This window comes from Gordonibacter pamelaeae (assembly GCF_003340385.1).
GTDB lineage: Bacteria > Actinomycetota > Coriobacteriia > Coriobacteriales > Eggerthellaceae > Gordonibacter > Gordonibacter pamelaeae.
Window position 1 is genome coordinate 111,651 of record NZ_PPTS01000001.1, and the last position, 24,264, is coordinate 135,914.

Consider the following 24,264-nt stretch of genomic DNA (forward strand, 5'->3'; position numbering starts at 1 on the left):
TCCGCATGCCCCCTTCGCGTCATCGGCGCGCAGGAAGACATCGGCCGACGCGGCCTGAGAGAGCCGCGCCGTTCCGCCGCTGCGCGCTGGGGGGAAGATCGAACATGGCCAACAAACTTACCACGACCGACGAGCTCACCGGGGTGCGCGTCATCGGTGGGAAGAAGGGCACGAAGCGCATCGGCAAGGTGCGTCGTTTCGTGTTCCACCCCAAGGAGAAGCGCGTCGTGGGCTTCGTGGTGAAGCGCCCCGACCTGCTGTGGATGTTCCGCCGCAAAGACCTGTTCGTGGCCGTGAGCGGCTACGAGATCGAGGACGGCCGCATTGTGGTGAGCAACGACCCTGCCGCCACCAACCGTGCCGCCTGCAAGGCGCTCGGCGTGGATTGGGATGCCTGCGTGCTGTGGGTGGGGCTGCCCGTCATGACCGAGGACGGGGACGCGCTCGGCGTGGTGGGTTCCGTGACGTTCGACCGCAAGACGGGCGTCGTCGACTCCGTCACTACCGACAGCGGCGCGACGGCCAACGCGCTTTTGGGCAAGCGCGAGATCCCCGCCAACCTTGTGAAGGGCTTCAGGCGCGGCATGGGCGCGGCCCTCGCCCAAACGGGCGCGGAGGGCGAGGAGTCCGAGGAGGTGGTGCTCGGCGCCATCCTCGTGGCCGAAGAGGCGCGCGACATTGCCGTAGAGGGCGGTTTGGCCGAGAAGGCCGGCGAGGCCACGGCCGTGGTGGTGGACAAGGCCCACACCGCCGTCGACAAGGCGAAGCCGGTCGCCAGTGCCGCCGCCAAGAAGACCGGCGAGGTGGTGAACAAGGGAGCCTACGCCACGGGCAAGCAGATCGCCGCCACGAAGGGCATGTTCTCCGGCTTCAAGGAGGAATACGACAAGGCGCGCGGTCCGAAGCCCTCTCAGGAAAAAGCCCTGGAAAAGGCGGCCGAACCCAAGGCGGAGGAGCTGCCTGCGCCCACCGCGCAGGCCAAGAAGGCTCCCGCCAAGCAGGGCGCGGCGAAACAAGGCGCGGCGAAGAAGCAGGCCGCCAAGAAGCCGGCGCCCAAGAAGAACATGTTCTCCGCATTCAAAGAAGAGTACGATAAAGCGCGCCACGACGATTAGGCATACCATTGACGCAGAAACCATCGCATGAATTCGATACCGGCAAGCTGAAGCAGAAGGCGGCCCGGCGCACGCACGAGCTGCACGAGAAGGCGCAGCAGGAGACGGTCGTGCACGGCCACAAGATGGAGAAGGGCGACATCTTCAAGTTCGTCGGCCTGATCGCGTTCTTCGCCATCATGGTGCTTATCTGCCTGCTCATCTGGCCGTATGTAGCCGATATCTTCGAGCCGGGCGGCATCGACCGCGTCATCGCCGACGTGCGCGGCGCGGGGCCGGTGGGCTTCCTTATCTTGCTGGGGCTCCAGTTCCTGCAGATCGTGGTGGCGTTCATCCCGGGCGAGGTCGTGCAGATAGCAGCCGGCATGCTGTACGGTCCGTGGCTGGGCGCGCTCATCATCCTGCTGGGCTGCGTCGTTTCCAGCGCGTTCATCTTCGCGCTCGTGCACAAGCTGGGCGCGCCCTTCGTGCAGAGCATGGTGCCCACGAAGTACCTGGACAAGTTCCGCGCCTTCGAGAAGACGGGGAAGCTGAACATCGTGGTGTTCATCCTGTTCCTTATCCCCGGGTTGCCGAAGGATACGTTCACCTACCTGGTGCCCCTCACGGACATGAACATGCGCACGTTCTTGCTGCTGTCGAACATCGGGCGCATCCCCGGCATCCTCGTGTCGACGTATGCGGCCGATGGGCTCATCGACGGGCGCTTTGCGGAGAGCGCCATCCTGTTCGCCGTGGCCGCGGTCATCGCGGTGCTGGGCATCGTGTTCCAGAAGCGCATCATGAAGTTCCTGGAGATGCGGTCGCACCGCGACAAGTAGGGATGTTGCCCGCCGTGCGAGATAGGGCGCGCGTTTCGAAACATACGGCAACGGAAACCTTAACGATGGTATACAGCGGGCAACGACACGGTGACGGTTTGCCGTCAGGACCGTACGGCCGGATACCATGGCGCTATTACCTCAAGAACCACACGATAAGAGAGGCATGCTATGAACCTCAACGAACAGAACAGTAGCGCATCGGACGAGGTCGCCGCTGCTGAAGCCGAGCTCCGCGCTGCACAGGAAACGCTCAAGGCCGCCCGCGCGCGCCTTTCCGAGCTCAAGGGCGAGCACCCTGCCGTCGAGCCCGGCGCAGCGTCGTCTGATGTCGTCGGCGACGGGGAGCCCGTCGAGGCTTTCGGCGTGGCCGCCGTCGTCGTGGACGAGGACACGGCCGAGGTAGAGGCCGTCATCTTCGAGGCCGAGGCGGTTTCTGCTGACGATGGCTCGCAGGGTGATCTTGCGGCCGACGAGGCGGATGCGGACGATGCGGCCGAGCCTGGCGACGCGCCCGCGTGCGAAGCCGGCGAGACAGACGAGCCTGTGGCCAGCGACGAAACCGGGTCTTTGACCGACGACGAGCCCGGGTCCGCGAACGACGGTGCGCCCGCAGCTGGCGATGCGTCCGAGCCCGCGGCGGCTTCCCCGGCTGACACGGCAGCCATCCCGGTTCAGGGCGAGCCGACGCCCGACTGGGTGCCCTACACGACGGCTCCCGCCACGGACCCGACGTTCGGCTCGCAGCCGACGCCACCCGCGGGCGCATCCTATGACGCGCCGTACGTGCCGCCCGCCGTCTCTGCTGCACCTGGCCCCGTGCCTCCCGCTCCCGGTCAGGGTTCTTATCAGCAGCCCCAGCAGCCGCCGCAACCCCAGCAGCCGTACGGTGGCTATGCCGCGCCCTACGGCCAGACGCCCCATGCGGGCCCCGGAGCCGTGCCGCCGCAGCAGCCGTACTATGGCTACCAGCAACCGTACTACCAGCAGCCGTACCAGCAGCCTGTCATCGCGACGAAGGACCACGTGGCCGCCGGCCTGCTCGCCATCTTCTTGGGCGCGCTGGGCATCCACAAGTTCTACCTGGGCTACAACACCGCCGGCTTCATCATGCTGGCCGTCACCATCCTGGGCAGCTTGTTCACGTTCGGCCTGGCAGGCGGTGTCATGTGGGTCATCGGCGTCATCGAGGGCATCCTCTACCTGACGAAGTCCCAGTCCGAGTTCGAGCAGACGTACGTGGTCAACAAGCGCGAGTGGTTTTAAGGTTCCGACGCTGCGGCCGCTCGGGTGAGACAGGGGGACGGTTCTCTTGTCCCCGTTCGTCCCCGCTCGGGCGGCCTCGCTGACTTACAACGCCAACCGGGGAGATGGCTTTCATGTCTCCTGCGCGAAAGGGCGCCCGCAGGGCGTCCCATCGTCCAACTGCCAAACGCCCGCTCACCTGATAGTTCCCGGGTTTTTCGGTGGAGCAACGCGGGCGGTTCCGTCCATTGGCTAGAATAACTTCATCGATTAAGGCAGCGTTGCCTTGCGACTGAGATCCTATAAGGAGGAAATCATGCCCCAAATTACTCGTGACCAGGTGAGGGTGCCGGCCGACGTCATGCCGGAGTCCCGCGACGAGTACATCGCGAACTACCTGAAGGCCACGCGCGGCACGGGCCGCCTCATGCTGTTCGCGTGCGACCAGAAGATCGAGCACCTCAACAAGGACTTCTACGGCGAGGGCATCGACATCGCCGACGCCAAGCCGGAGCACCTCTTCGAGATCGGCCGCCAGGGCGTGTGCGGCGTGCTTGCGGGCCAGCGCGGCCTCATCGCGCAGTACGCGGCCGACTATCCCGAGATCAACTACCTCGTGAAGATGAACTCCAAGACCAACATCGTGCCGGGCAGCCAGGACGACCCCTACTCGCCGCAGCTCTACGACCTGGACGCCGTGCTGGCCATGCGCGAGGCCGGCGTGAACGTGGTGGGCATCGGCTACACCATCTACCTGGGCAGCGAGTACGAGTCCACCATGATGGCCGAGGCCGGCGAGCTCATCGCCCAGGCCCACGCCAACGGCCTGCTGGTCGTGCTGTGGATCTACCCGCGCGGCAAGGCCGTCAAGGCCGAGAAGGACCCGGCGCTCATCGCGGGTGCGGCGGGCGTGGCCCTGTGCCTCGGCGCCGACTTCGTGAAGGTGAACCCGCCGAAGCCCGAGGACGGCACGGCTCCGGCCGAGGCCCTCAAGGTGGCCACGATGGCGTCCGGCCGCACGGGCCTCGTGTGTGCCGGCGGCTCCACGGTGGATGCCGAGACGTTCCTCACGCAGCTCTACGACCAGATCCACACGGGCGGCGCCGTGGGCAACGCCACCGGCCGCAACATCCACCAGCGCTCGCTGGACGAGGCCGTGCGCCTGACGAAGGCCATCAGCGCCATCACGCTGGCCGACTACTCCGTCGCCGACGCCCTGGCCGTCTTCAACGGCGAGAAGGATTTCTCGCTGTAGGACGACCTGCACGCAACAGCGGTACCCTTGAAGCGGACGCCTCGGCGCCCGCTTCTTTTTCCGAGGCGTATCATCGAAGCTAGGTTCACTCGATGCTCCTTAGCGTCCTAATCTTCGGCGTGTCTTTCAAACGAACACCACATCATCCCAGCTTATAGGATCTGTTTCACGTGAAACACGGAGGGCAACCTTTTCCCGTCGATGTCCCGGCACCCCCGTCGCCACATCGCCCCCTTGTCATCACTGCAGCGCTGCGACGCCACATTGCATCGGTGCGTCGCTCCTTCGCTTCACTGCTTTTTCGCGCCTTCGCTCACTCTCTTCTCCCTCCTTTCTTGCGGAATGAAAAATTTATTGCAAGTAATGAAACTATGGACTAATTGAGAATTAATATCAATTAGTATAGCAAGGTGAACTTCTCGGGTGCTATGATCGCGGAAAGCGATTACGTGAGGAAGCCCGTCCGGGCACCCATCAGGAAGGGGTCACACCATGGCCAGCGAATTCGACACCACCAAGCTTTACAGCGAGAACGGCTCGCCCGTTGCCGATAACAACCACACGCTCACAGCGGGCGAGCGCGGCCCGATGATGCTCCAGGACAACTGGATGATCGAGAAGCTTGCGCACTTCGACCGCGAGGTCATCCCCGAGCGACGCATGCACGCGAAAGGCTCGGGCGCGTACGGCACGTTCAAGGTGACCGGCGACATCAGCCAGTACACGAAGGCCGCCGTCTTCCAGCCCGGCGCCGAGACCGAGGTGTTCGTCCGCTTCTCCACGGTCGCCGGCGAGCGCGGCGCGGCCGATGCCGAGCGCGACATCCGCGGCTTCGCCATGAAGTTCTATACGCCGGAGGGCAACTGGGACCTCGTGGGAAACAACACGCCGGTGTTCTTCCTGCGCGACCCGAAGAAGTTCATCGACCTCAACCACGTGGTGAAGCGCGATCCGAAAACCAACATGCACTCGGCCCAGAGCAACTGGGACTTCTGGTCCAGCCTGCCCGAGGCGCTGCACCAGGTGACCATCGTCATGTCCGACCGCGGCATCCCGGCCAGCTACCGTCACATGCACGGTTTCGGCAGCCACACGTACAGCCTGATCAACGAGCAGAGCGAGCGCGTGTGGGTGAAGTTCCACCTCAAGACCAACCAGGGCATCAAGAACCTCACCGACGACGAGGCCGCCCAGATCATCGCGGGCGACCGTGAGAGCCATCAGCGCGACCTGTTCGGCGCCATCGAGCGCGGCGAGTTCCCCAGCTGGCGCTTCTGCATCCAGGTGATGGACGAGGCCACGGCGAAAAACTACAAGGAGAACCCGTTCGACATCACGAAGACGTGGAGCCAGAAGGAGTTCCCGCTCATCGAGGTGGGCACGCTGGAACTGAACCGCAACCCCGAGAACTACTTCGCCGAGGTGGAGCAGGCTGCGTTCGCACCGACGCACCTCGTGCCGGGCATCGGCCTGTCGCCCGACAAGCTGCTGCAGGGTCGCCTGTTCGCCTACGGCGACGCGCAGCGCTACCGCCTGGGCGTCAACCACAACCACATCCCGGTGAATCGTCCGCGCTGCCCCTACGCCGAGTTCCATCGCGACGGCGCCATGCGCACCGACGGCAACTTCGGCGGCGCCATCGGCTACGAGCCCAACAGCTACGGGCAGTGGCAGCAGCAGGCCGACGCGGCCGAGCCGCCGCTGGACCTGTTCGGCCCGATGGACGCGTGGGATCCGGCCGACGACCCCACCGACGACACGTTCTACCAGCCGGGCGACCTCTATCGCCTGATGGAAGAGCCGCAGCGCGCCGCGCTCATCGGCAACACCGCGCGCAACATGGAGGGCGTGACCGAGAACATCCGCCTGCGTCACGCCGCGCACTGCTACAAGGCCGACCCCGAGTACGGCGACCGCCTGGCCGAGGCGCTGGGCGTTGACGCCGTCCGCGTGCACGAGCTGGCACAGATGACGCACGAGGAGCGTATGGCCGCCACCGGCCAGCAGGTTCCCACCCGGAAGAAGGGCGGCGTGATTCGCGCGTAAATCGTCCGAAGGGGCAGCCCTCCTTCGAGGCATCGAGCGGGGCCCGTCGTGTTCGGCGGGCCCCGCTCGCGTGTCGTCACTGAAAGCATCACTCGCGTCACTGCAAATCGTCACTGAAAATATCAGTGACGATTTGCAGTGAGAAGTGAGTAATTGCAGTGACGATCGATAGTGACGTTTTCTTCTTTCAAGCGGTAGTCGGGTTGTGAGCGGGTTCGACACGGTTGGGGAATGCGCGTAACGCGGTAGGCAGTTCGGCGTATGATAGTCCTTTCGTCAAGCGAAAGGAGCCGTCATGCGCGAGATATCGGGTTTGGCCAAGTTCGGGTACTTCTGCGTGGGCTTGTTCGGCGGGCTGTTCGGCGTGCTGGCCGCGTGGTTCATGGGCAAGGACGGTTGGGGCTGGAGCGAGGGCGGCAAGCTGTTCGCGTGGTTCGGCTGCCTGTTCTGGCTCATCGTGTGGGTGATCATGGTGGTGACCGGCGGCATCGCGACGTTCCTCGCCTTCCTGTTCTAGCTTCCCGACAATCGGGCGCGTTGGATCGTGTTACCCTGCGAAGGAACGAACGCGATCGGCGCGCTGCGCCGTTGGGGAAGGCGGGGAGCATGCGGAGAAAAAGAGACACGCAGATAGAACCGAGCGTGCGTGCGGCGCGCATGCAGGCGAAGGCAAGCATACGTGAGGCAAGTGCACAAGCGCAGGCGGAGGCAAACGCCCAGGCGCGCGCAGGCATACAGGTCGAGTTAGGCGTGTTGGCCAAGACGGGCATGCAGGCGAACGCGAAGGCGAAGTCCCTGCGCAAGGCCATGTTTGCGACGGTGCTCGCGCTGGCGGCCGCCTTGGCGCTGACTGCCTGCACCCAGACGGGGGACGCGCCGCAACCTTCGGGGTCGGACTCCTACGAGGGAGTGACCACCGTCGCGCGCGCCGAGCTCCCCGCGAAGCCAGCCGCCGACGACTACGAGGCGCAGGACGAGCTCTTGGGCGCGAACGCGCTGGACGGGTCGTTCGCAGACGGCCTCTCCGCATTCTCCTACCGCAGCGCCGCCGCGGTGCTCGGCGAGGAGCCGCAGGCCAACGGCAACTTCTCGCCGGTCAGCCTGTACCTGGCGCTCGCTATGGTGCAGATGGGCGCTGCCGGCGAGACGCGCGACGAGATCGCGGGGGCGCTGGGCTCCGCCGACGCGGCGGCCACGGCGGTGCAGTGCGGCAATCTGATGCGCCTGCTGGCCACCGACCCCCAGTCCGATGTCAGGCTGGCCAACTCCGTGTGGATGCGCCCCGATGCGCAGTTCGAGCAGCCGTTCGTCGATGCCATGCGCGACCAGTTCTACGCTTCGTTGTTCCTGGCGGACTTCGGCACCGACACGGCCGACAAGGCCATGGCGCAGTGGATCGCCGACAATACCGAGGGCACGCTGAACCCCACGTTTGAAAGCCAGGAGGGCCAGCTGCTCTCGCTGATAGACACCGTGTACTTCAAGAGCGAATGGGCGAAGGCCTTCGACGCGGAGGCCACCGAGCCTGGCATGTTCGCGGCCGAGGGCGGCGCCATGCAGGCGGCCTTCATGGCGCAGCGACTCGACCGTCCGCAGGAGATCCGCCAGACCGAAACCTACACGCGCGCGAGCCTCGGGTTCATGGATGGCAGCGAGATGACGTTCGTGCTGCCCGCCGAGGGCAAGGGCGTGCAGGACCTATTGGCCGACGGGGCCCTGCTCGAGGAGGCGTTCGCGGGCGAGACCACCGGCGAGGCGTTCGTCACCTACCGCGTGCCGAAGTTCGGCTTCGACAGCTCCTACGGCCTGATCCCCGCGCTCGAGCGTCTGGGCATCACGGCGGCGTTCGGCGACCGGGCAGACTTCTCCAACCTCTCTCGCACTCCCGCCTACGTGTCGAGCGTGGCGCAGGAAAGCCACATCGGTTTGGACGAGAACGGCGTGGAGGCGAGCGCCTACACGAAGGTGGACATCATGGAGATGTCGGCATTGCCCGACCCTTCGGTGATAGGGGAGCTGGAGCTCAACCTGAACCGGCCGTTCCTGTACGAGATCCGCACGCGCCAGGGCATCCCGCTGTTCATCGGGGTGTGCACCCAGCCCGATGAAGCCGCGTAAAGCGCGCGGGCTCGCATTCGCGACACGATCGGCCAAGGCCGGCGAGCGGATTCGCGCTGCCGGCAACAAGAACGGCCCCCTGACGGGGGCCGTTGGGTGCGAAGTGGTGCCCGAGGCGGGATTTGAACCCGCACGTCTAGGACAACGGTTTTTGAGACCGCCGCGTCTGCCATTCCGCCACTCGGGCGCACCGTGAAAGTATACCGGAAGCCCCGGGGGCCGTCGAGGGCAAACTGGCGCGAATTGTGCGCCAGCGCTCCCTGCACTCGCAGCGCCGCTACGGTCAACATATGCATGACGATCTGGCGCACCGATGCTGCTTGGCGCATAATGGAGGGAACGTTGCCGGACGGCGCAAGCGCCGCTGCGGCCTGCAAACGCATCCTCGGATCGAGAGGCGGACACGCAATGGACCAAACGGAACTAACCAAGAAGATAGACGCCTACCTTGAGAAGAACTGGGACGCCATGGTGGACGACATCGCCACGCTCGTGCGCATCCCCAGCTTCCAGGAAGACGACAAGAAGGCCGACGGTGCCCCGTTCGGCCCCGGCCCCAAGAAGGCGCTCGCTGCGGCGCTCGAGCTGGCGGGCGGCATGGGCTTTACAACCCACGATGCCGAGGGCTACATCGGCTTCGCCGACTTCCCCGGCGCCTCGGACACGCAGCTGGGCATCATCGGCCACATGGACGTGGTGCCGGCCGGTCCCGGCTGGACCTTCGAGCCCTACGAGGTTACGCGCAAGGACGGCTACCTCATCGGCCGCGGTACGCTGGACGACAAGGGTCCCAGCGTCATGGCGCTGCACGCCATGAAGTTCTGGAAGGACCTGCAGGACCAAGGCGAGGCCCCGCAGTTCCCCTACACCGTGCGCTTCCTGTTCGGCGCGAACGAGGAATCCGGCATGGCCGACGTGGCCTACTACCACCTGCACTACGATGATCCGGCCTTCCTGTTCACGCCCGACGCGGAGTTCCCCGTGTGCTACGGCGAGAAGGGCGGCTACGACGGCATGCTCATGAGCAAGCCCATCGAGCCGTGCGCGCGCGTCATCGTGGAGTTCGAGGGCGGCGCGGCCACGAACGCGGTGCCGGGCCTGGCCCACGCTATCGTGAACGCCGACGCCCACGAGCTGAAGAGCACCGACCGTATCGTCGTGACCGAGGCCGGCCCCGGCCGCGCGCGGCTCGAGGCCACCGGCAAGGGTGCGCACGCCTCGCTGCCCGACGACGGCATCAACGCCATCGGCCTCATCGTGGACTACCTGCTGGAGAACGGCTTGTGCGGCGCCGACGAGCGCGCGTTCCTCGAGTTGGACCAGAAGCTGCTCAACCACACGGACGGCAGCGGCGTGGGCATCAAGAGCTCCGACGAGTACTTCGGCCCCCTCACCGTCATCGGCGGCACCATCGCCCTCAAGGACGACCGTTTCGTGCAGACGGTGGACAGCCGCTTCCCCACGTCCATCACGGCGGACGAGATCACCGAGCGCCTGCGCCAGCTGGCCGAGGAGATCGGCGGCTCGTTCGAGAACACCCTGCTCATGGAGCCGTTCCTGGTGAAGCCGGACAGCCCCGTGATCCAAGCGCTGCTCAACGCCTACAACGAGGCCACGGGCGAGGACGCCAAGCCCTTCACTATGGGCGGCGGCACTTATGCGCGCGAGTTCAAGAGCGGCGCGAGCTTCGGCCCCGAGAAGCCGTGGGAGAAGAACCCGGACTGGGTGGGCACGATGCACGGCCCCGACGAGGGCGTGAGCGAGGACCTGCTCCGGCAGTCGTTCAAAATCTACGCGCTCACGTTGGACAAGCTCATGCAGCTCGACCTGAAATAGAAACCCTGCGCGAGCGCCCCGCCGCCGGTTCGGCGCGCGGGGCGCTTCCGTCTTTGGAAGGAGCATCGCCATGGTCGACACCGTGCCCGATGATTTCTCCCCCTCGCTCGGCATTGCCGACGCGGAGGGGCTCGAGAAGGAGTCCGACGGCCATATCGAGCTGGAGGGCCTGCCGAACACGCGCGACATCGGCGGCATCCGCGCCGCGGACGGCCGCTACGTCAAGCATGCGCGCCTGCTGCGCTCGGGCGCGCTCGCCGGCGCCACGGAGCGCGACCTGGAGGTGCTGCTGGACGACTTCGACGTGCGCACGGTCATCGACCTGCGCACGGAGGAGGAGCGCCGCGAGAAGCCCGACCCCGAGGACGGCCTGGAGGGCGTGCGCTTCGATGACGCGCCGGTGCTGAACACGTCCACCCTCGGCGTGACGCGCGAGGGCGGCATCAAGGGCGCGCTCAAGATGCTGCGCGCCGTGCAGGACGATCCGGCCCAGATCATGATGGACATCTACGAGCGCATGGTGCTGGACGAGGCCAGCCAGCGCGGCTTCGCCTCCTTCTTCGACGACGTGCTGGACACCCCGGATGGCGCGGTGCTGTGGCACTGCACCATCGGCAAGGACCGCGCGGGTCTGGCGGCCATGCTGCTTTTGCACGTGCTGGGCGCCTCGCACGAGGACATCCTGCGTGACTACGAGGCTACGAACCGCTACGTGGCGTCGCGCACCGAGGACATCATGGACGCGCTGGCAACCTACCATCTGGCCGGCAAGCTGGACAAGAGCATCCAGGTCATCAACGCGGCCGATCCGCGCTTCCTGCAGGCGGCGCTCGACGCCATCGACCGGGAGTTCGGCGGGTTGGACGCCTATGTGGAGAAGGCGCTGGGCATCACCGACGAGAAGCGCGACGCCCTGCGCGCCCGCTATCTGACAGCCGACCCGAGGGGGTAGGGGCGCGTGCGGCGGCGCCTCGGGCCCGCGCGCCTGCGGAAGCCGATGCGCTCTGCCGCCGGGTTTCCGCCACGGCCCCGCACCGCCACGCGCCGAGCCGCCTCTCGTTCCGCATGACGTTCGCCGCTTGAAACCGTCGAGTTAATTCGTATATTCGGGCTTCTCCGCAGTTTCCGGCTCCCTTGATTTATAATGGCCGAAAGAGGCTACTGTATGTCGGGGTTCGGAAGCGAGGAGGTTCACGTGTTGAAGGCCATGATCGTCGATGATGAGGCTCCTGCGCGCTCTGAACTGAAGTTCCTGCTGGACGAGTTGGGGCAGACCGAAGTGGTCGCCGAGGCTGCCAGCGTGCGCGAGGCTATCGAGAAGCTGAAGGAATATCCGGTCGACGTCATGTTCCTGGACGTGAACATGCCCGAGGCCACGGGCCTGCAGCTGGCCGAGGCCCTGCAGCACCTCAAGTTCCCGCCTGCCGTGGTGTTCGTGACGGCGTACAGCGAGTTCGCGCTCGACGCGTTCAAGGTGAGCGCCATCGACTACCTGGTGAAGCCGGTGGAGACGGAGCGCCTTTCGCAGGCTATCTCCCGCGTGCGCGAGCACGTGTCGCTGCACGTGGCCGCCCAGAAGTCCGAACGCATCCCCGTCGAGAAGGGCGGGAAGAAGATCCTCATCGGCATCGACAAGATCCGCTTCGTCATGGCGCGCGACGACTATGCCTACCTGCAGACCGACACGGACCGCTACTTCTCCACGGTGAGCCTGGCCCAGCTGGAGAAGCGCCTGGACGGCCACGGGTTCTTCCGCGTACACCGCGGCTACCTGGTGAACCTGTCCATGGTGGAGGAGATAGAATCGGTGTCCGGCGGCACCCTGCTGCTCACGCTGAACGCCGTGGACGAGAAGATCCCCGTGTCCCGCCGCCGCGTGTCCGCCCTGAAGAAGGCCCTGGGGCTGTAGGGCGAGAAACGGGATCGCCGCCTGCGTTCCACGCCCTCCCATTTCCAAAGAAACGAAAAAACGATCCGTCTGGTTTTGGTCAGGCGGATCGTTTTTTCGTTGCGCGATGCTTTCCTTTCCCCGATTTTCGCTCTCGTGTGCTCCTGGTCCGAATGTTTCACGTAAAACATTCGTTCGCTTGAGGGAAGGGGGAGGGCCCGGATGCGGCGGGCGCATCCGGGCCCTTCATGGGAGAGACCCCGTTAAGGGCGGGTCGCGTAAGCCTAGTATTCCTTGAAAGAAGCCTTGGGCGCCAGGCAGATGGGGCAGGCGGTAAAGTTCTCGCCCTTGTGGATATAACCGCAGATGGGGCAAAGGTAGTATTTGTCGTCCGTGGGCGTGTCGATGGTGTTGTACGCATCCAGGTAGCGCTCGGCATGGTATGCCTCGGCCAGCTTCGCGCGGGTGAACACCTGCACGGCCTCGTTGTTCTGCTCCTCCTGCGCCACCTTGATGAACGAGGGGTACATGTCCGACGTCTCGTAGATCTCGCCGTTCGCGCCGGCGATGAGGTTGAGGTCCACCGTGTGCTCGGGAACCTCGGGCGGCTCGGGCTTCTCATAGCCCGGGTCCAGCTTCTGCACCAGCTTGTACTCCAGCTCGATGTGGATCTTCTCGGCGTCCGACGTGCAGGTGAACAGGCGCGCGATATGGTCGTAGCCCGCCTTCTCGGCGACCTTCGCCCACGCGGCGTACTTCGTGGTGGCGCCCGTCTCGCCCTCGATGGCCGTCTTCAGGTTTACGAGCGTGGTTCCCACGGCGGTGGCGCTTTCCTCAACCACGTTGAAGTTGCTGGCCGTGGTCGCGTCGGGCATGGTCTTCGGGTCGAGCACGTACGCAGTGGCGCCGTCGGCGGGAGCGTCGGCGTTCGCCTGCGGCGCGGGCTCCTCCTGCTTGGGCGCGCATCCGGCCATCAGGCCGAGCGTGCCGACGGTTGCGGCCCCGATAGCCGCGTTCCTCATGAAGCTTCGCCGGGAGATATCGGACATGGAAACCCCTCCTGTTCCAGCGGCGGCGCTTTCTGCACCGCCCGATCCGCATGAACGCTGCTCTCGTCTGCGCTCATCTAATAATTGATACTTTATATCAATAAATAATAAAAATCAATAAGAAATATAATCGAATTGGTGGACTTTCGGGAAGGAGCCGCTGGGCGGTCTCACGTACACAACTCCGTCACAAGCCGAGGTGGGCGCGGGCACTTCTCGCCGCCGTTTGCTAGAATGAGCGGAACTCCGCTGAAAGAAGGTTTCATGATTTCGGGTGATATGGAAAAGCTGTATCCCTCCGCGAAGACGCTCGTGAAGGAATGCGTTGCCAGCCGCGTCCACGCGAAGGACGCGACCCTCTACGATTTCTCCGAACAGGCCCAGGCCTGTGCCGAACGGTACATGGGATGGACGGACCTTGCCAGCAACCCGCCGTACTCGCTCGCCGACATCCAGGCGTTCGCCGATTCCATCATCGAGCAGGGCCTCAAGACGGTCGTGCTCATCGGGCAGGGCGGCTCCACGCAGGCGCCCATGACCATCACGAAGTACAACAAGCCCGATTCGTCGCGCATCGTGTTCAAGACGCTCGACTCCGACTCGCCCGTGCGCGTGCGCGCCATCCTGGCCGAGGCGAAGCCCGAGACCACGCTGTTCGTGATATCCTCGAAGAGCGGCGGCACCATCGAGCCGCGCCTCGCCCTGCGCGCCGTGCGCGACGCGGTGGGCGACGCCCTGCCCGAGGAGGAGCTGGTACAGCACCTGGTGGCCATCACCGATCCCGGCTCGGACCTGGAACGCCAGGCCCGCGAGGAGGGTTGGGCGGCCGTGCTGCCCGGCGAGCCCTCCGTGGGCGGCCGCTTCTCGGCGCTGTCCGTGTTCGGCCTGCTGCCCGCCGCGCTCGTGGGCATCGACCTGGAGGAGCTGCTGGAGCACGCCGTGGAGGCCGAGCAGCGCTGCAGCGAGGACGCCATCGACAACCCGGCCATCGGCCTGGCAGCGTTCCTGTACGACAACTACCTGCAGGGACGCAACAAGTTCTCGTTCCTCACGCCGAAGCGCGGTCGCGTGCTGGGCCTGTGGATAGAGCAGCTGGTGGCCGAGAGCCTGGGCAAGGACGGCCAGGGCATCCTGCCGAACATCGAGATAGACTCGCTGCTGCTCACGAACGATCCGGGCGACCGCAGCGTCATCATGTACCAGACGAAGACCGACCTGTGGGACGAGCGCAAGAACTTCGAGATGAGCCTGTCCTACATCGACCCCACCATCCCGCGCGCGAACTTCAAGATCGACTCGGTGGAGGAGCTGGCCGAGCACTTCGTCATGTGGGAGTACGCCGTGGCCATGTGCGGCTACCTCATGCGCGTGTGCCCGTTCGACCAGCCCGACGTGGCCTCCGCGAAGGCCGTGGTGCTGGATATCTTGAAGGAGGGCCAGCCGGCGCCCGACTTCGTGCAGGATTACATCGGCGACGTGCACATGGGCGAGGTGGAGGTGCGCCTGGCCCCGTGCTTCAAGGACTGCACCGATGTGCAGGGCGCCCTTCGCGCACTTCTGACCAGCATCCAGCCGGGCGACTACTTCGCGCTCAACGCGTTTCTGCCGTTCACGGGCGAGGGGCGGCGCGAGGCGCTCGAGCTCATCCGCCATGGCGTGGCGGCCAGCCGGCACACGGTGTCGTGCCTGGAAGTGGGGCCGCGCTACCTGCACTCCACGGGCCAGCTGCAGAAGGGCGGCCAGAACAACGGCGTGTTCCTCATCTTGTCGGCCGACGAGCTGAAGGACATCCCGCTGTCGGAGGAGGCCGAGAGCCTGGGAACGCTGGCGAAGGCGCAGGCCTCCGGCGACCTGCTGACGCTTGCCGACCGCGGCCGCCGTTGCGTGCATCTGCACCTCCCCGACAACTCCGGCGTGACGCTGCGCGCCCTGTCCGAGGTTATCACGGGGATACTCGCGACGTTGGACTAGGTAGGTTCCGACCGCAAAGCTATTGGGAAGGCGCATTATGATCGAAGCGCTCGACATACAGGTGAAAGGCATAGTGCAAGGGGTGGGATTCCGCCCCTTCGTCTATCGATTGGCGAAGAAGTACCTGATAAACGGCTGGGTGCTCAACGCGACCGACGGCGTGTTCATCCATGCCGAGGGCGAGGCCAAGCTGCTCGACGAGTTCGTCATCGAGCTGTCGGAGAACCCGCCGGCGGCCTCGCGCGTCGAGGAGGTGGCGCTCAAGGAGGTCCCGCTGGAGGACTTCGACTCCTTCGAGATCCGCTTCTCGGACGCCGGCGCCGTGGAGAAGACCACGCTCGTGTCGCCCGACCTGGCCACCTGCGACGACTGCGCGCGCGAGCTGTTCAACCCCAACGACCGCCGCTACCGCTACCCGTTCATCAACTGCACGAACTGCGGGCCGCGGTTCACCATCATCGAGAAGCTGCCCTACGACCGCAAGAGCACCTCCATGAAGGACTTCCCCATGTGCGAGCGCTGCGCCCGCGAGTACGGCGACCCGCTCGACCGCCGCTTCCACGCGCAGCCCGACGCGTGCTTCGAGTGCGGCCCGCACGTGAGCTGGCGCGAGCACGAGGGTCTGCCCGGCGCGCTGGGTGCGAACCCGGAAACACAAACAGATGTTTCACGTGAAACATTGCGCGCCGCCGATGCCATCGCCGCGCCGCTCGGTCAGATGACCTGGGGCAGCACGCGCGCGGAGAGCGATGCCATCCTCGCACGCGCCGTGGAGCTGCTGTGCGCGGGGAAGATCCTGGCCGTTAAGGGCCTCGGCGGCTTCCACCTGGTGTGCGACGCGAACAACGCCGATGCCGTGGCGCTCCTGCGCGCCCGCAAGCGCCGCGAGGGCAAGGCGTTCGCGGTGATGGCCGCCACGACGGACGACGTGCGCCGCGTCTGCGAGGTGAGCGACGCCGAGGCCGCCGCGCTCGAGGGCTCGCAGCGCCCCATCGTGCTGCTGAAGAAGCGCCCGGACGCCGCCTTTGCGCCGGGGTTGGCCGACCGCCTGCCCGAACTGGGCGTCATGCTGCCCTACACCCCCCTCCAGCACCTCCTGCTCCACGACTTCGCCGGTGTGACAATGGGACGTGCCGGTGTGACAATGGGACGGGGATATTGTCACATTCCCCTGCTCGTCATGACGTCCGGCAACATCCACGACGAGCCCATCGTCATCGACGACGAGGATGCTTACGAGAAGCTGTTCTCGGTGGCCGACGCGTTTCTCGGCCACGATCGCGCCATCTGCGCCCGCTACGACGACTCGGTGGTGCGCGTTATCAATGCCGGCAGCGCGGGAGAGGCGCTTCAGTTCCTCCGCCGCGCTCGCGGGTTCGCGCCTCTTCCGATTCCTCTGTCGCTGCCCGCGCCCGCCGCCGAAGAAGTTTCACGTGAAACATTCGTTCGTCCTCGGGCGATCCTCGCCGTGGGCCCCGAGCAGAAGAACACGTTCACGCTCACGCGCGACGCCGAGGCGTTCGTGTCGCAGCACATCGGCGACATGGAGAACGCGGAGACCTACGACGCGTGGCTCCAGGCGAAGGACCGTTACGAGGCGTTGTTCGAGATCGAGCCCGGCCGCCTGGCCTGCGACCTGCATCCCGAGTACCTCACGTCGAAATGGGCCCACGATCAGAGCCGCGTGCACGGCCTGCCGCTCTCGGAGGTGCAGCACCACCATGCCCACATCGTGTCGGTGATGGGCGAGCATGGCCTGCCCGGCCCTGTGTGCGGCATCGCGTTCGACGGCACGGGCTACGGGGTCGACGGCGCCATCTGGGGAGGCGAGGTGCTGCTCTCCAACCAGCGCGCGTTCGAGCGGTTCGCGAACTTCGCCTACGTGCCCCTGCCGGGCGGTGCGGCTGCGGTCAAGCACCCGCTGCGCATGGCCTACGGCGCGCTGTGGGCGTTCGACCTGCTGGAGCATCCGGGCGCGGCCGACGCTCTCGCGGCCTTGGGCGAGCAGGCGGACGTGTGCGAGCAGATGATCGACCGCGGCCTGAACACGCCCATGACCTCGTCCGTCGGCCGCCTGTTCGACGCGGCCAGCGCCCTTCTGGGCGTCTGCACCAACCCGCTGTACGAGGGCGAGCCTGCCATTCTGCTGGAGGCCGCGATGGGCGAGGCCGCTGCCGGCGACGAGGCGGACGCGGAGGCCGCCGACCGCTACGCCATCGCCGTCGTCAAGAACACCGCCACGGCGGAAAGCACGGCGCAGGACACCTCGGTCGTGCTGTTCGATGCGGCGCCCACGTTCCAGGCGCTGCTCGACGACAAGGTGGCCGGCGTGCCCGTGCCCGTCATCGCGCGACGCTTCCACGACGCGTTCGTGCAGGCTGTCGTCACGGCGGCCGAGCTGGCGCGCAGCGTGTACGGCATCGAGACGGTGGCGCTGTCGGGCGGCGTGTTCATGAACCGCTACCTGGTGGAGCATGCGCTGGCGGCGCTTGAGCGCGTCGGCTTCACGGTGGCCGTCAACCGCGATCTGCCGCCCAACGACGGCTGCATCTCGTTCGGCCAAGCTGTGGTAGCATGGGCCTCGAACGAAGAGGGCGCCGCCGAGGGCGGTGCGTAAGGCGCGATCCGCCGCGGACTTGCGCCGCAACCTGAAAGAAGGCATGAACCTATGTGCTTGGCCATACCCGCGAAGATCACCGAGCTCAAAGACGGCAACCTGGCTACGGTCGACATCCTGGGCGTCACGCGCGACATCGCCGTCGACCTTACGCCGCAAGCCGGCGCGGGCGACTTCGTGCTCGTGCACGCCGGCTTCGCCATCGAGGTGGTGGACGCCGACTACGCCCAGGAGACCATCGACCTCATCAAGCAGTTCCCGGAGCTTGCCGGCGAGGACATCCCCGACGTCGAAGGGGGCACCCGATGACCGTCGACCCCGCCGCGCTGGAGGCCGAGCTCGCGGCGTTTAAGGACCCTAAGCTCGCACGCGGCCTGGTCGATTCCATCCAGAAGCTCGCGCCCGCAGGCGGCGCCACGCTCATGGAGGTGTGCGGCACGCACACCATGGCCATCGCGCGCAACGGCATCCGCAACCTCATGCCCGAGGGCACGCGCCTCGCGTCCGGCCCCGGCTGCCCGGTGTGCGTCACGTCGAACCGCGACATCGACACCGTCATCGCCCTCGCGCGCACCGACAACGTCACCATCGCCACGTTCGGCGACATGACGCGCGTGCCCGGCTCCACGTCGAGCCTGCTCAAGGAGCAGGCCGCCGGCCGCAGCGTGCAGATCGTGTACTCGCCGCTCGACGCGCTGCGCCTGGCCGAGCAGCATCCCGACCGCGAGATCGTGTTCGTGGGCGTGGGATTCGAGACCACCACGCCGCTCGTGGCCATGGCCATCAAGCGTGCGGCCGCGGCGGGCTTGAAGAACTTCAGCGTGTTCGGCGCCCACAAGAACATGCCCGGCGCGCTGGAGGCCATCATCAACGACCCGCAGCTCAAGCTGGACGCGCTCATCCTGCCCGGCCACGTGAGCACCATCATCGGCGCGGAGCCCTACAAATTCCTGGCCGAGAAGTACGGAATCCCCGGCGTCATCACGGGCTTCGAGCCGGTGGACGTGCTGCAGGGCATCGCCATGATCATGCGCCAGCTGCACGAGGGACGCGCCGAGATAGAGATCGCCTACGCGCGCGGCGTCATGCCCCAGGGCAACCCCGTGGCGATGGCCGCCATCGACGAGGTGTTCGAAACCTGCACGGCGCTTTGGCGCGGCCTGGGCGAGATCCCCGGCTCGGGCTACCGCATCCGCGAGGAGTTCGCGCAGTTCGACGCCGTCCGCCGCTTCAACCCGCAGGTGGAGCCCACGCAGGACCCGAAAGGCTGCCGCTGCGGCGACGTGCTGCGCGGCATCATGGCCCCCAGCGAGTGCCCGCTCTTCCGTCGCATCTGCACGCCCGAGAATCCCGTGGGCCCCTGCATGGTGTCGAGCGAGGGCAGCTGCGCCGCGTACTACCGGTATTACTAGGGGTTCGGCTTCGCGGGCGCGTGGGAGGCGTCGGCCCGACCGCCTAACCGACCCGGCTGCAGTGTCTCCAATAAGCTTATTCGCGTGGCCGGAGTCGGCAGGTGCGCCGAGAAGCGCGCCGTGAGAGCAGACTCCCGGACGAGGTAACCTCCCGCTTCGCCGTCGCTGCGAGGGCTGCGCACGCGGCGAGGACGGCGAGGGCAAGCGCTCCGATTGCTGCCGGCACTGCGGTATCGCCGGTTCGCACGAGGGCTCTCGCTTCGTCGCTGCCTCCATTGCCGCTGTCCTCGGTGTCCGGGCCCGCGGGCGAAGGGGGGCCGTCTGGTTCGACAGGCGTGCCAGCAGGATTGGTGAACGCCTTCACGGCAACGTTGCCCACGGGGCTGCCGGTGCGCGCGGCAAGGTCGTCGGCTACGGCGGCCACGTCGCTCCAGACACCGTGCTCGAACACGAAGCTTTGGCCGGCATCAACGTGCGGAACGCTGTCGTAACGGGGCGTCCCGTCGGGGTTCTCGCCCACCTGGCGTGCGCCTTCGAGCGGTATGGTGGACGACATAAGGGCCCATCCCTGCTGGTCGTAGAGTTGCGTCTCGGTCACGACGACGGCGAACGCCTGCCCCTTTTTGAGGTCGACCGCGTTTGCCAGCGCGGGCGTGAGGTAACCGGCGTTCAGCGCGTCGAGCTCCGTGTGGGCGGCTGTGACCTGCGTGCCGCTCTCGGGGTCCGTCGGGTCGGCAAGGCCGGTGTACACGTCGATGGTCACGCGCACGGCAGGCGACGTGACCCAGACACCTACGCCTTCCAGCCGCTCGTCGCCCGATGAGGTGAACACGTTGGCGGCTTTGGCGGCATCTCCCCACGAAGCCTGCAGGCCCACGGCGTGCAGCGAGTCGTACTGGTAGTTCTTGGCGTAGTCGAACGTGTTGTCGCGCCCGCTTTCGGCTGCTAGGGCCACCGGGGCGCGGATGGCACGCTCCTCGTAGGGAACGTACAGGTAGCCGCCGTCGCCGAAACCCTCCCCGCGGTTGTTGCGCAGGATCCAGGCGCCGTTGTTTGCGGGTGTGTGCTCGACGCCGTCGACAACGATGGCGAAGTTTTCCTTGGGATAGGCGTCGTCCCAGCCCACAAGCGACAGGGAGTGATTCACCGTGTAGTTTGCCGTGTCGGCGTCGTAGAACCAATGGTGCTTCCAGATACCCTGCTCAACGTCGGCATCGGCCCAGTAGCCGTCTCCCTCGAACGGCTCGTGCATGCCGAAGTCGAGGGCTCCGTACTGGCGCAGAGCCTCTTTGATCTTCTCGCAGGCCAGCAGGTCGATGGCGACGCCGGCGCCGGAGGAGGCGTCGCCCGCGTAGCTGCTCGCCGGCTCGTTTATCTCGCCGCCGGCGGGCCCTGTTCCGCCGCTTCCGGTCGCAAAGGGGCTGGGCAGTTCGATTGCCTGGTCGAGTCGCACGGCATCGCTGCCTACGGTCGTGCCCGCCGCCGCATCCATGGCGGCAGCGGCCTCCTCGTAGTCGCCCGGCTCGCTGGGCGGCAGGTAGGGGCAAGCCCCCTCGTCGGCCGCGCCCTGCCAGCGCGCAAGCGTGCTCACCGCATGGCTCCACGTGCCGCCCGTCAGCAGCCCCCGTGCTCCCAAGCCCTCGTCCTTCGTGGAAACGGCATACCGGTCCAGCGCAGAGGGGTCTCCCTCGCCAAGCGCGCGGTGCTGGTAGGTGAGCATCGCGAGCGATGCCTCCGAAAGGTCGATCGAGCTGTCCGCGTTCCCCTGAGCGATGCGGTTCGATTCCAGCGATGCCAAGGCGGCGAAAGCCCAGCATGTGCTGTATACGCCCTGATCACGCAGGGGGGCGAGTGCGCCGGTCATGCGCAGGTCGAAGCTGCTCGGCAGCGCCTCAGCCGTTCGTGCGCTCATCTCCACGGCCTCCGATGCGAAGGCCCCCTCCTGCAGCGCGGCGGCATCGACCCTTCCGTCGTCCGTCCTCTCCGCGTTCTTCGCATCTCCGCCGTCGGAACCCAAGCCGCCTTGGCCGGCTCCTCCGGGCATCACGGCGGCCTTGCGCACTTGGAACAGGTAATCGGTTTCCGGCTGCAGGTCTCTGAACAAGCACGAGCTCTGCCAGCCGTCGTGCTGCGAGCTACCGTCGGCCAGGCGGTACTCGAGCTGCTGTCCATCGGGTTGGAAGGCGAGCGTTATTGAGGTCGACGTAGCCTCGCGCACGGCGACCTCGGTGGGCGCTGCCGGTCGTGCGGGCACGTCGAGGTAAGAGATGCCCGTCGAGTCGAACCGGCCCGACAGGCCGCCGCTTCTGAAATACAGCCTGCGCCCCGGTTCCAAGGGGGTGTCCTCGAATAAGGGGAACGAATCGCTCATGTCTGCCTGGTACGAGGCCTTGAGGGATTTGCTGCTTGTATTGATGTTGGGCGTCTCGCGTGTGAAATCTATCGTTATCGCCCCGGGGGTAGGGTCGGGCTCGCGGGTGGGAACGGGCACGCGGTACCGTGGTTCGCCGTCTGGGTCGTTGCGGTCGAACACGCTTAGGTGGTGTGGTTGCAGTCCGTCGACCACCGACCAGGCCGACACACGGTCGCCGTTGGAGAGCCAGGTGCCGTCGGGTGCCTGCACGCTCAGGCGCGCGTCATCGAAGCCCACGGTCTCCGTTGTGTTGTCGAAGGTGAGGCCGGATAAGCACAGGCGCAGCTCGTAGGTGGTTGAACCTTTCAATCCAGCTGGATCGTTGCTGGTCAACGTTATGGTATGCGTTCTTGAGACAACATCGTCCAGGGCCACTTCCCGCCCGAACCGACCGTTTTCCAGCGGCTCGGGCGCTCCGCCGTCAAACGACATCGCCACCTTCTGGTTCGAGGTGGGCAGGACGGACACCGAGTAGGAAAAGCCTTCTGCGGAGGATGGGGCGGCAGGCAAGAATACGTCGAAGCTCGTGCGCAAGCCGCCCTCCTCAAGCGTGCTTCTCAAATCCAGGTATTCGTAGGCGGGCAGATCAAGGGGAAATTCGCCCTGCGTCTCATGCAGCGTGCTCCTGACGGTGATGCCGTTCACCTGTGATGTGTCTGGTTCTTCGGGTGGCCAGACGGCTCCGCTGCCGCCCGCTTCGCGCGTGAGGGCTTTAAGGCAGACGTTCGTGGCGTACACGGATGTTCCCTTTGAGTCCATCAGTGATTTTCCCAGCGTCGTCCACGATATTCCGTCGGCGGACACATAGCTGACTTCCTCGTTTCCGGCGGCGTCCTTGCCTACGTACACGGGTTGGAACGCAGCGCCGCGCCCGATGACCGCCTCGGCGGGAACCACGTTCTTGTAGAAAGGATTCTCCAGCTTTACGACCAGGGAGAACGTATCGCCTTTCTGCAAAGAGGAGCGCAGGTCGGCGTCGAGTTCCACCGTGTGATAACCGGGGTAGGCCTCGCTGCCCGTCTGGGTGCCGCCCATCTTCGTGCCCGAGGTGGGGTCTCCCTCGGCAGGGTTCAGGTAGACGTCGATGGCGTACGACGTGCCCTCGTCGGTGGTATAGAACGAGGCGGCCTCCAGCGTCTCGTTCCCCGCGGCCGTGAAGACGTTGGCCAGGTACGCTGCAGCTCCTTCGCCGCTGGAGGGTGCGTCGGGATCCTCGGCGCCCGCGCCGGAGGACACGGCCAGGCTTGTGCGCCAGCCCATGGTGTCGAACTGGTAGTTGCCCGTGTAATTGTCTTTCGATTCCAGTTTCAGCGTGGCGCCGTAGATGGCGGAATGATCCTCGTAGGAGAGCCAGAAATAGCCGCTCTCGCCCCAGTTCGCGCCCCAGCTGTTTTTCACGAGCCATGCGCCGTCGTTTTCGGGCAGCTCGGTTTCCGGTCCGCCGAAGTTCGCGCGGCTGAACGTGTCGTCCCAGCCCACGATCAGCACGGCGTGGTCGATGTCGATTTTCTGGCTTGCGTACATGGTCTGGCGCGAAACGCCTTCAACGAATTCGGTGCCGTGCCAATGATTGCCGTGTGTGGCGATGGATACCGTGACGGGGCCCTCGTCGTGGATGATGCGTTTGACGGTGTCGATACTGGGCTTCATGGCGGCGCCGGTGATGCCGTTGAGCGACGTGGGCAAGTAGTAGGCATCTTGCAGGTGAAAGTCGGCGGCGTAGCGCAGGCTCTCGTCCACGTACGCTGCCTGGAACGGTACCCGAGACGACAGCACCGGCCCTTTCCATGCGGCCAGCGTGCCGATGGCCTGCTGGTCCCAGGCACCGGTGTCGTAAGCCTGTTGGGGGTAGCTCTTCGCACCCTCCACTTCCTGCTCCTCGTTGCCATTGTAGGTGAACCAGGCCAGGTGCGCGCGAGAGAGCTGAGCGGTGGGGTAGTAGGGCAGCACGCTGCTCTCGGCGGCTCCCAGGTTGGCGAACGCCCAGCAGTTCTGGGTTTGGGACTGGTCGAGCACCGGCCCTACCACGCCCCGCTCGCGCAAGTCGAAGGATTCGGGAAGGAGGTCGTTCGCGAACGTAGTTGCCACGCCGCTTGCAAGGGTGTCGCCCAAGTAGGACAAGTCGAGCGTCGATGCCTTGACGTCGGTTTCCCCGTTCAGGTAAGCTAGGTAGTCCGGATTGACGTCGGAGGCCGTCAGCTCAATGGCCGCACTCTGCGCTGCGGCGCCGTCGTTCGGCTCCGTCGCGTGGGCCGGAAGGGCTGCGCCGGGCGCCAGTCCTCCAACCAGGGCCGCTGACAGCAGCAATGCGAGCATACGACGCACGATCATGGCAACCTCCCGACGCAGGACCTCTTGTGCAGTATACCGTGCGACCGGCTGGTACGCGCATCGCCTCGGCCGAAATGCCCTACATGCCGGCCTGTGCGCCGAGAAAGCGCCTCCTCCTCGCTCTCTCACGCCGCCGCGCGGCCGAGG

Annotated in this window: 16 protein-coding genes and 1 tRNA gene; 14 read left to right on the plus strand and 3 right to left on the minus strand. The window is 65.9% G+C overall.

Annotation, left to right across the window (positions count from 1 at the left end):
* The first annotated feature begins 104 nt into the window (after positions 1 to 104).
* From C1877_RS00475 to C1877_RS00505, 7 genes are all read left to right on the plus strand, one after another.
* Positions 105 to 1,115 (plus strand): PRC-barrel domain-containing protein, encoded by a 1,011-nt coding sequence (locus tag C1877_RS00475; RefSeq protein WP_015539208.1) that lies wholly within the window; start codon positions 105 to 107, stop codon positions 1,113 to 1,115.
* A gap of 8 nt (positions 1,116 to 1,123) precedes the next feature.
* Complete coding sequence (locus C1877_RS00480) at positions 1,124 to 1,936, plus strand: TVP38/TMEM64 family protein (protein WP_227154819.1); 813 nt, start codon at positions 1,124 to 1,126, stop codon at positions 1,934 to 1,936.
* 171 nt (positions 1,937 to 2,107) lie between these two features.
* Entirely contained in the window at positions 2,108 to 3,202 is a 1,095-nt protein-coding gene (locus tag C1877_RS00485; RefSeq protein ID WP_015539207.1) for a TM2 domain-containing protein, read from the plus strand.
* A gap of 295 nt (positions 3,203 to 3,497) precedes the next feature.
* Entirely contained in the window at positions 3,498 to 4,436 is a 939-nt protein-coding gene (locus C1877_RS00490; RefSeq protein WP_041239148.1) for a beta/alpha barrel domain-containing protein, read from the plus strand.
* A 492-nt stretch (positions 4,437 to 4,928) separates the two neighbouring features.
* Positions 4,929 to 6,482: a catalase gene (locus C1877_RS00495; RefSeq protein WP_015539206.1), complete on the plus strand. Its 1,554-nt coding sequence runs from the start codon at positions 4,929 to 4,931 to the stop codon at positions 6,480 to 6,482.
* Between the two features lie 295 nt (positions 6,483 to 6,777).
* Positions 6,778 to 6,999: a hypothetical protein gene (locus C1877_RS00500; protein ID WP_015539205.1), complete on the plus strand. Its 222-nt coding sequence runs from the start codon at positions 6,778 to 6,780 to the stop codon at positions 6,997 to 6,999.
* Positions 7,000 to 7,232: 233 nt separating this feature from the next.
* Entirely contained in the window at positions 7,233 to 8,600 is a 1,368-nt protein-coding gene (locus C1877_RS00505; RefSeq protein WP_181813759.1) for a serpin family protein, read from the plus strand.
* A gap of 104 nt (positions 8,601 to 8,704) precedes the next feature.
* Here the strand turns inward: C1877_RS00505 and C1877_RS00510 are convergent.
* Positions 8,705 to 8,787, minus strand: a tRNA-Leu gene (locus C1877_RS00510).
* 221 nt (positions 8,788 to 9,008) lie between these two features.
* Between C1877_RS00510 and C1877_RS00515 the strand changes: the two genes are divergently transcribed.
* The 3 genes from C1877_RS00515 (at position 9,009) to C1877_RS00525 (ending at position 12,345) form a co-directional block, all read left to right on the plus strand.
* Positions 9,009 to 10,436, plus strand: coding sequence for a Sapep family Mn(2+)-dependent dipeptidase (locus C1877_RS00515; protein WP_015539203.1), 1,428 nt, complete (start codon positions 9,009 to 9,011; stop codon positions 10,434 to 10,436).
* 70 nt (positions 10,437 to 10,506) lie between these two features.
* Entirely contained in the window at positions 10,507 to 11,388 is an 882-nt protein-coding gene (locus C1877_RS00520; protein ID WP_227154820.1) for a tyrosine-protein phosphatase, read from the plus strand.
* 243 nt (positions 11,389 to 11,631) lie between these two features.
* The gene (locus tag C1877_RS00525) at positions 11,632 to 12,345 is read left to right on the plus strand and encodes a LytR/AlgR family response regulator transcription factor (RefSeq protein ID WP_041240131.1); all 714 of its coding nucleotides are present in this window, start codon (positions 11,632 to 11,634) and stop codon (positions 12,343 to 12,345) included.
* 263 nt (positions 12,346 to 12,608) lie between these two features.
* On the opposite strand, the gene ngr is transcribed toward C1877_RS00525, so the two are convergent.
* Positions 12,609 to 13,373, minus strand: a complete 765-nt coding sequence (ngr, locus tag C1877_RS00530) for a nigerythrin (RefSeq protein WP_114568078.1) — start codon at positions 13,371 to 13,373, stop codon at positions 12,609 to 12,611.
* A gap of 264 nt (positions 13,374 to 13,637) precedes the next feature.
* On the opposite strand from ngr, the gene C1877_RS00535 reads away from it, so the two are divergent.
* The 4 genes from C1877_RS00535 to hypD are packed head-to-tail and all read left to right on the plus strand — an operon-like array spanning position 13,638 to position 19,373.
* Positions 13,638 to 15,344, plus strand: coding sequence for a glucose-6-phosphate isomerase (locus tag C1877_RS00535; protein ID WP_041239147.1), 1,707 nt, complete (start codon positions 13,638 to 13,640; stop codon positions 15,342 to 15,344).
* A 37-nt stretch (positions 15,345 to 15,381) separates the two neighbouring features.
* Entirely contained in the window at positions 15,382 to 17,961 is a 2,580-nt protein-coding gene (hypF, locus tag C1877_RS00540; protein WP_114568079.1) for a carbamoyltransferase HypF, read from the plus strand.
* 51 nt (positions 17,962 to 18,012) lie between these two features.
* Positions 18,013 to 18,270 carry a HypC/HybG/HupF family hydrogenase formation chaperone gene (locus tag C1877_RS00545; RefSeq protein WP_015539198.1) on the plus strand — a complete coding sequence of 86 codons (258 nt, stop codon included), beginning with the start codon at positions 18,013 to 18,015 and terminating at the stop codon, positions 18,268 to 18,270.
* The gene (gene hypD / locus C1877_RS00550; protein ID WP_015539197.1) at positions 18,267 to 19,373 is read left to right on the plus strand and encodes a hydrogenase formation protein HypD; all 1,107 of its coding nucleotides are present in this window, start codon (positions 18,267 to 18,269) and stop codon (positions 19,371 to 19,373) included. The genes C1877_RS00545 and hypD overlap by 4 nt, the downstream gene beginning before the upstream one ends.
* A gap of 76 nt (positions 19,374 to 19,449) precedes the next feature.
* Here hypD and C1877_RS00555 read toward each other — a convergent pair whose 3' ends face one another.
* Entirely contained in the window at positions 19,450 to 24,117 is a 4,668-nt protein-coding gene (locus C1877_RS00555; RefSeq protein ID WP_114568080.1) for a lectin like domain-containing protein, read from the minus strand.
* Positions 24,118 to 24,264 lie beyond the last annotated feature (147 nt).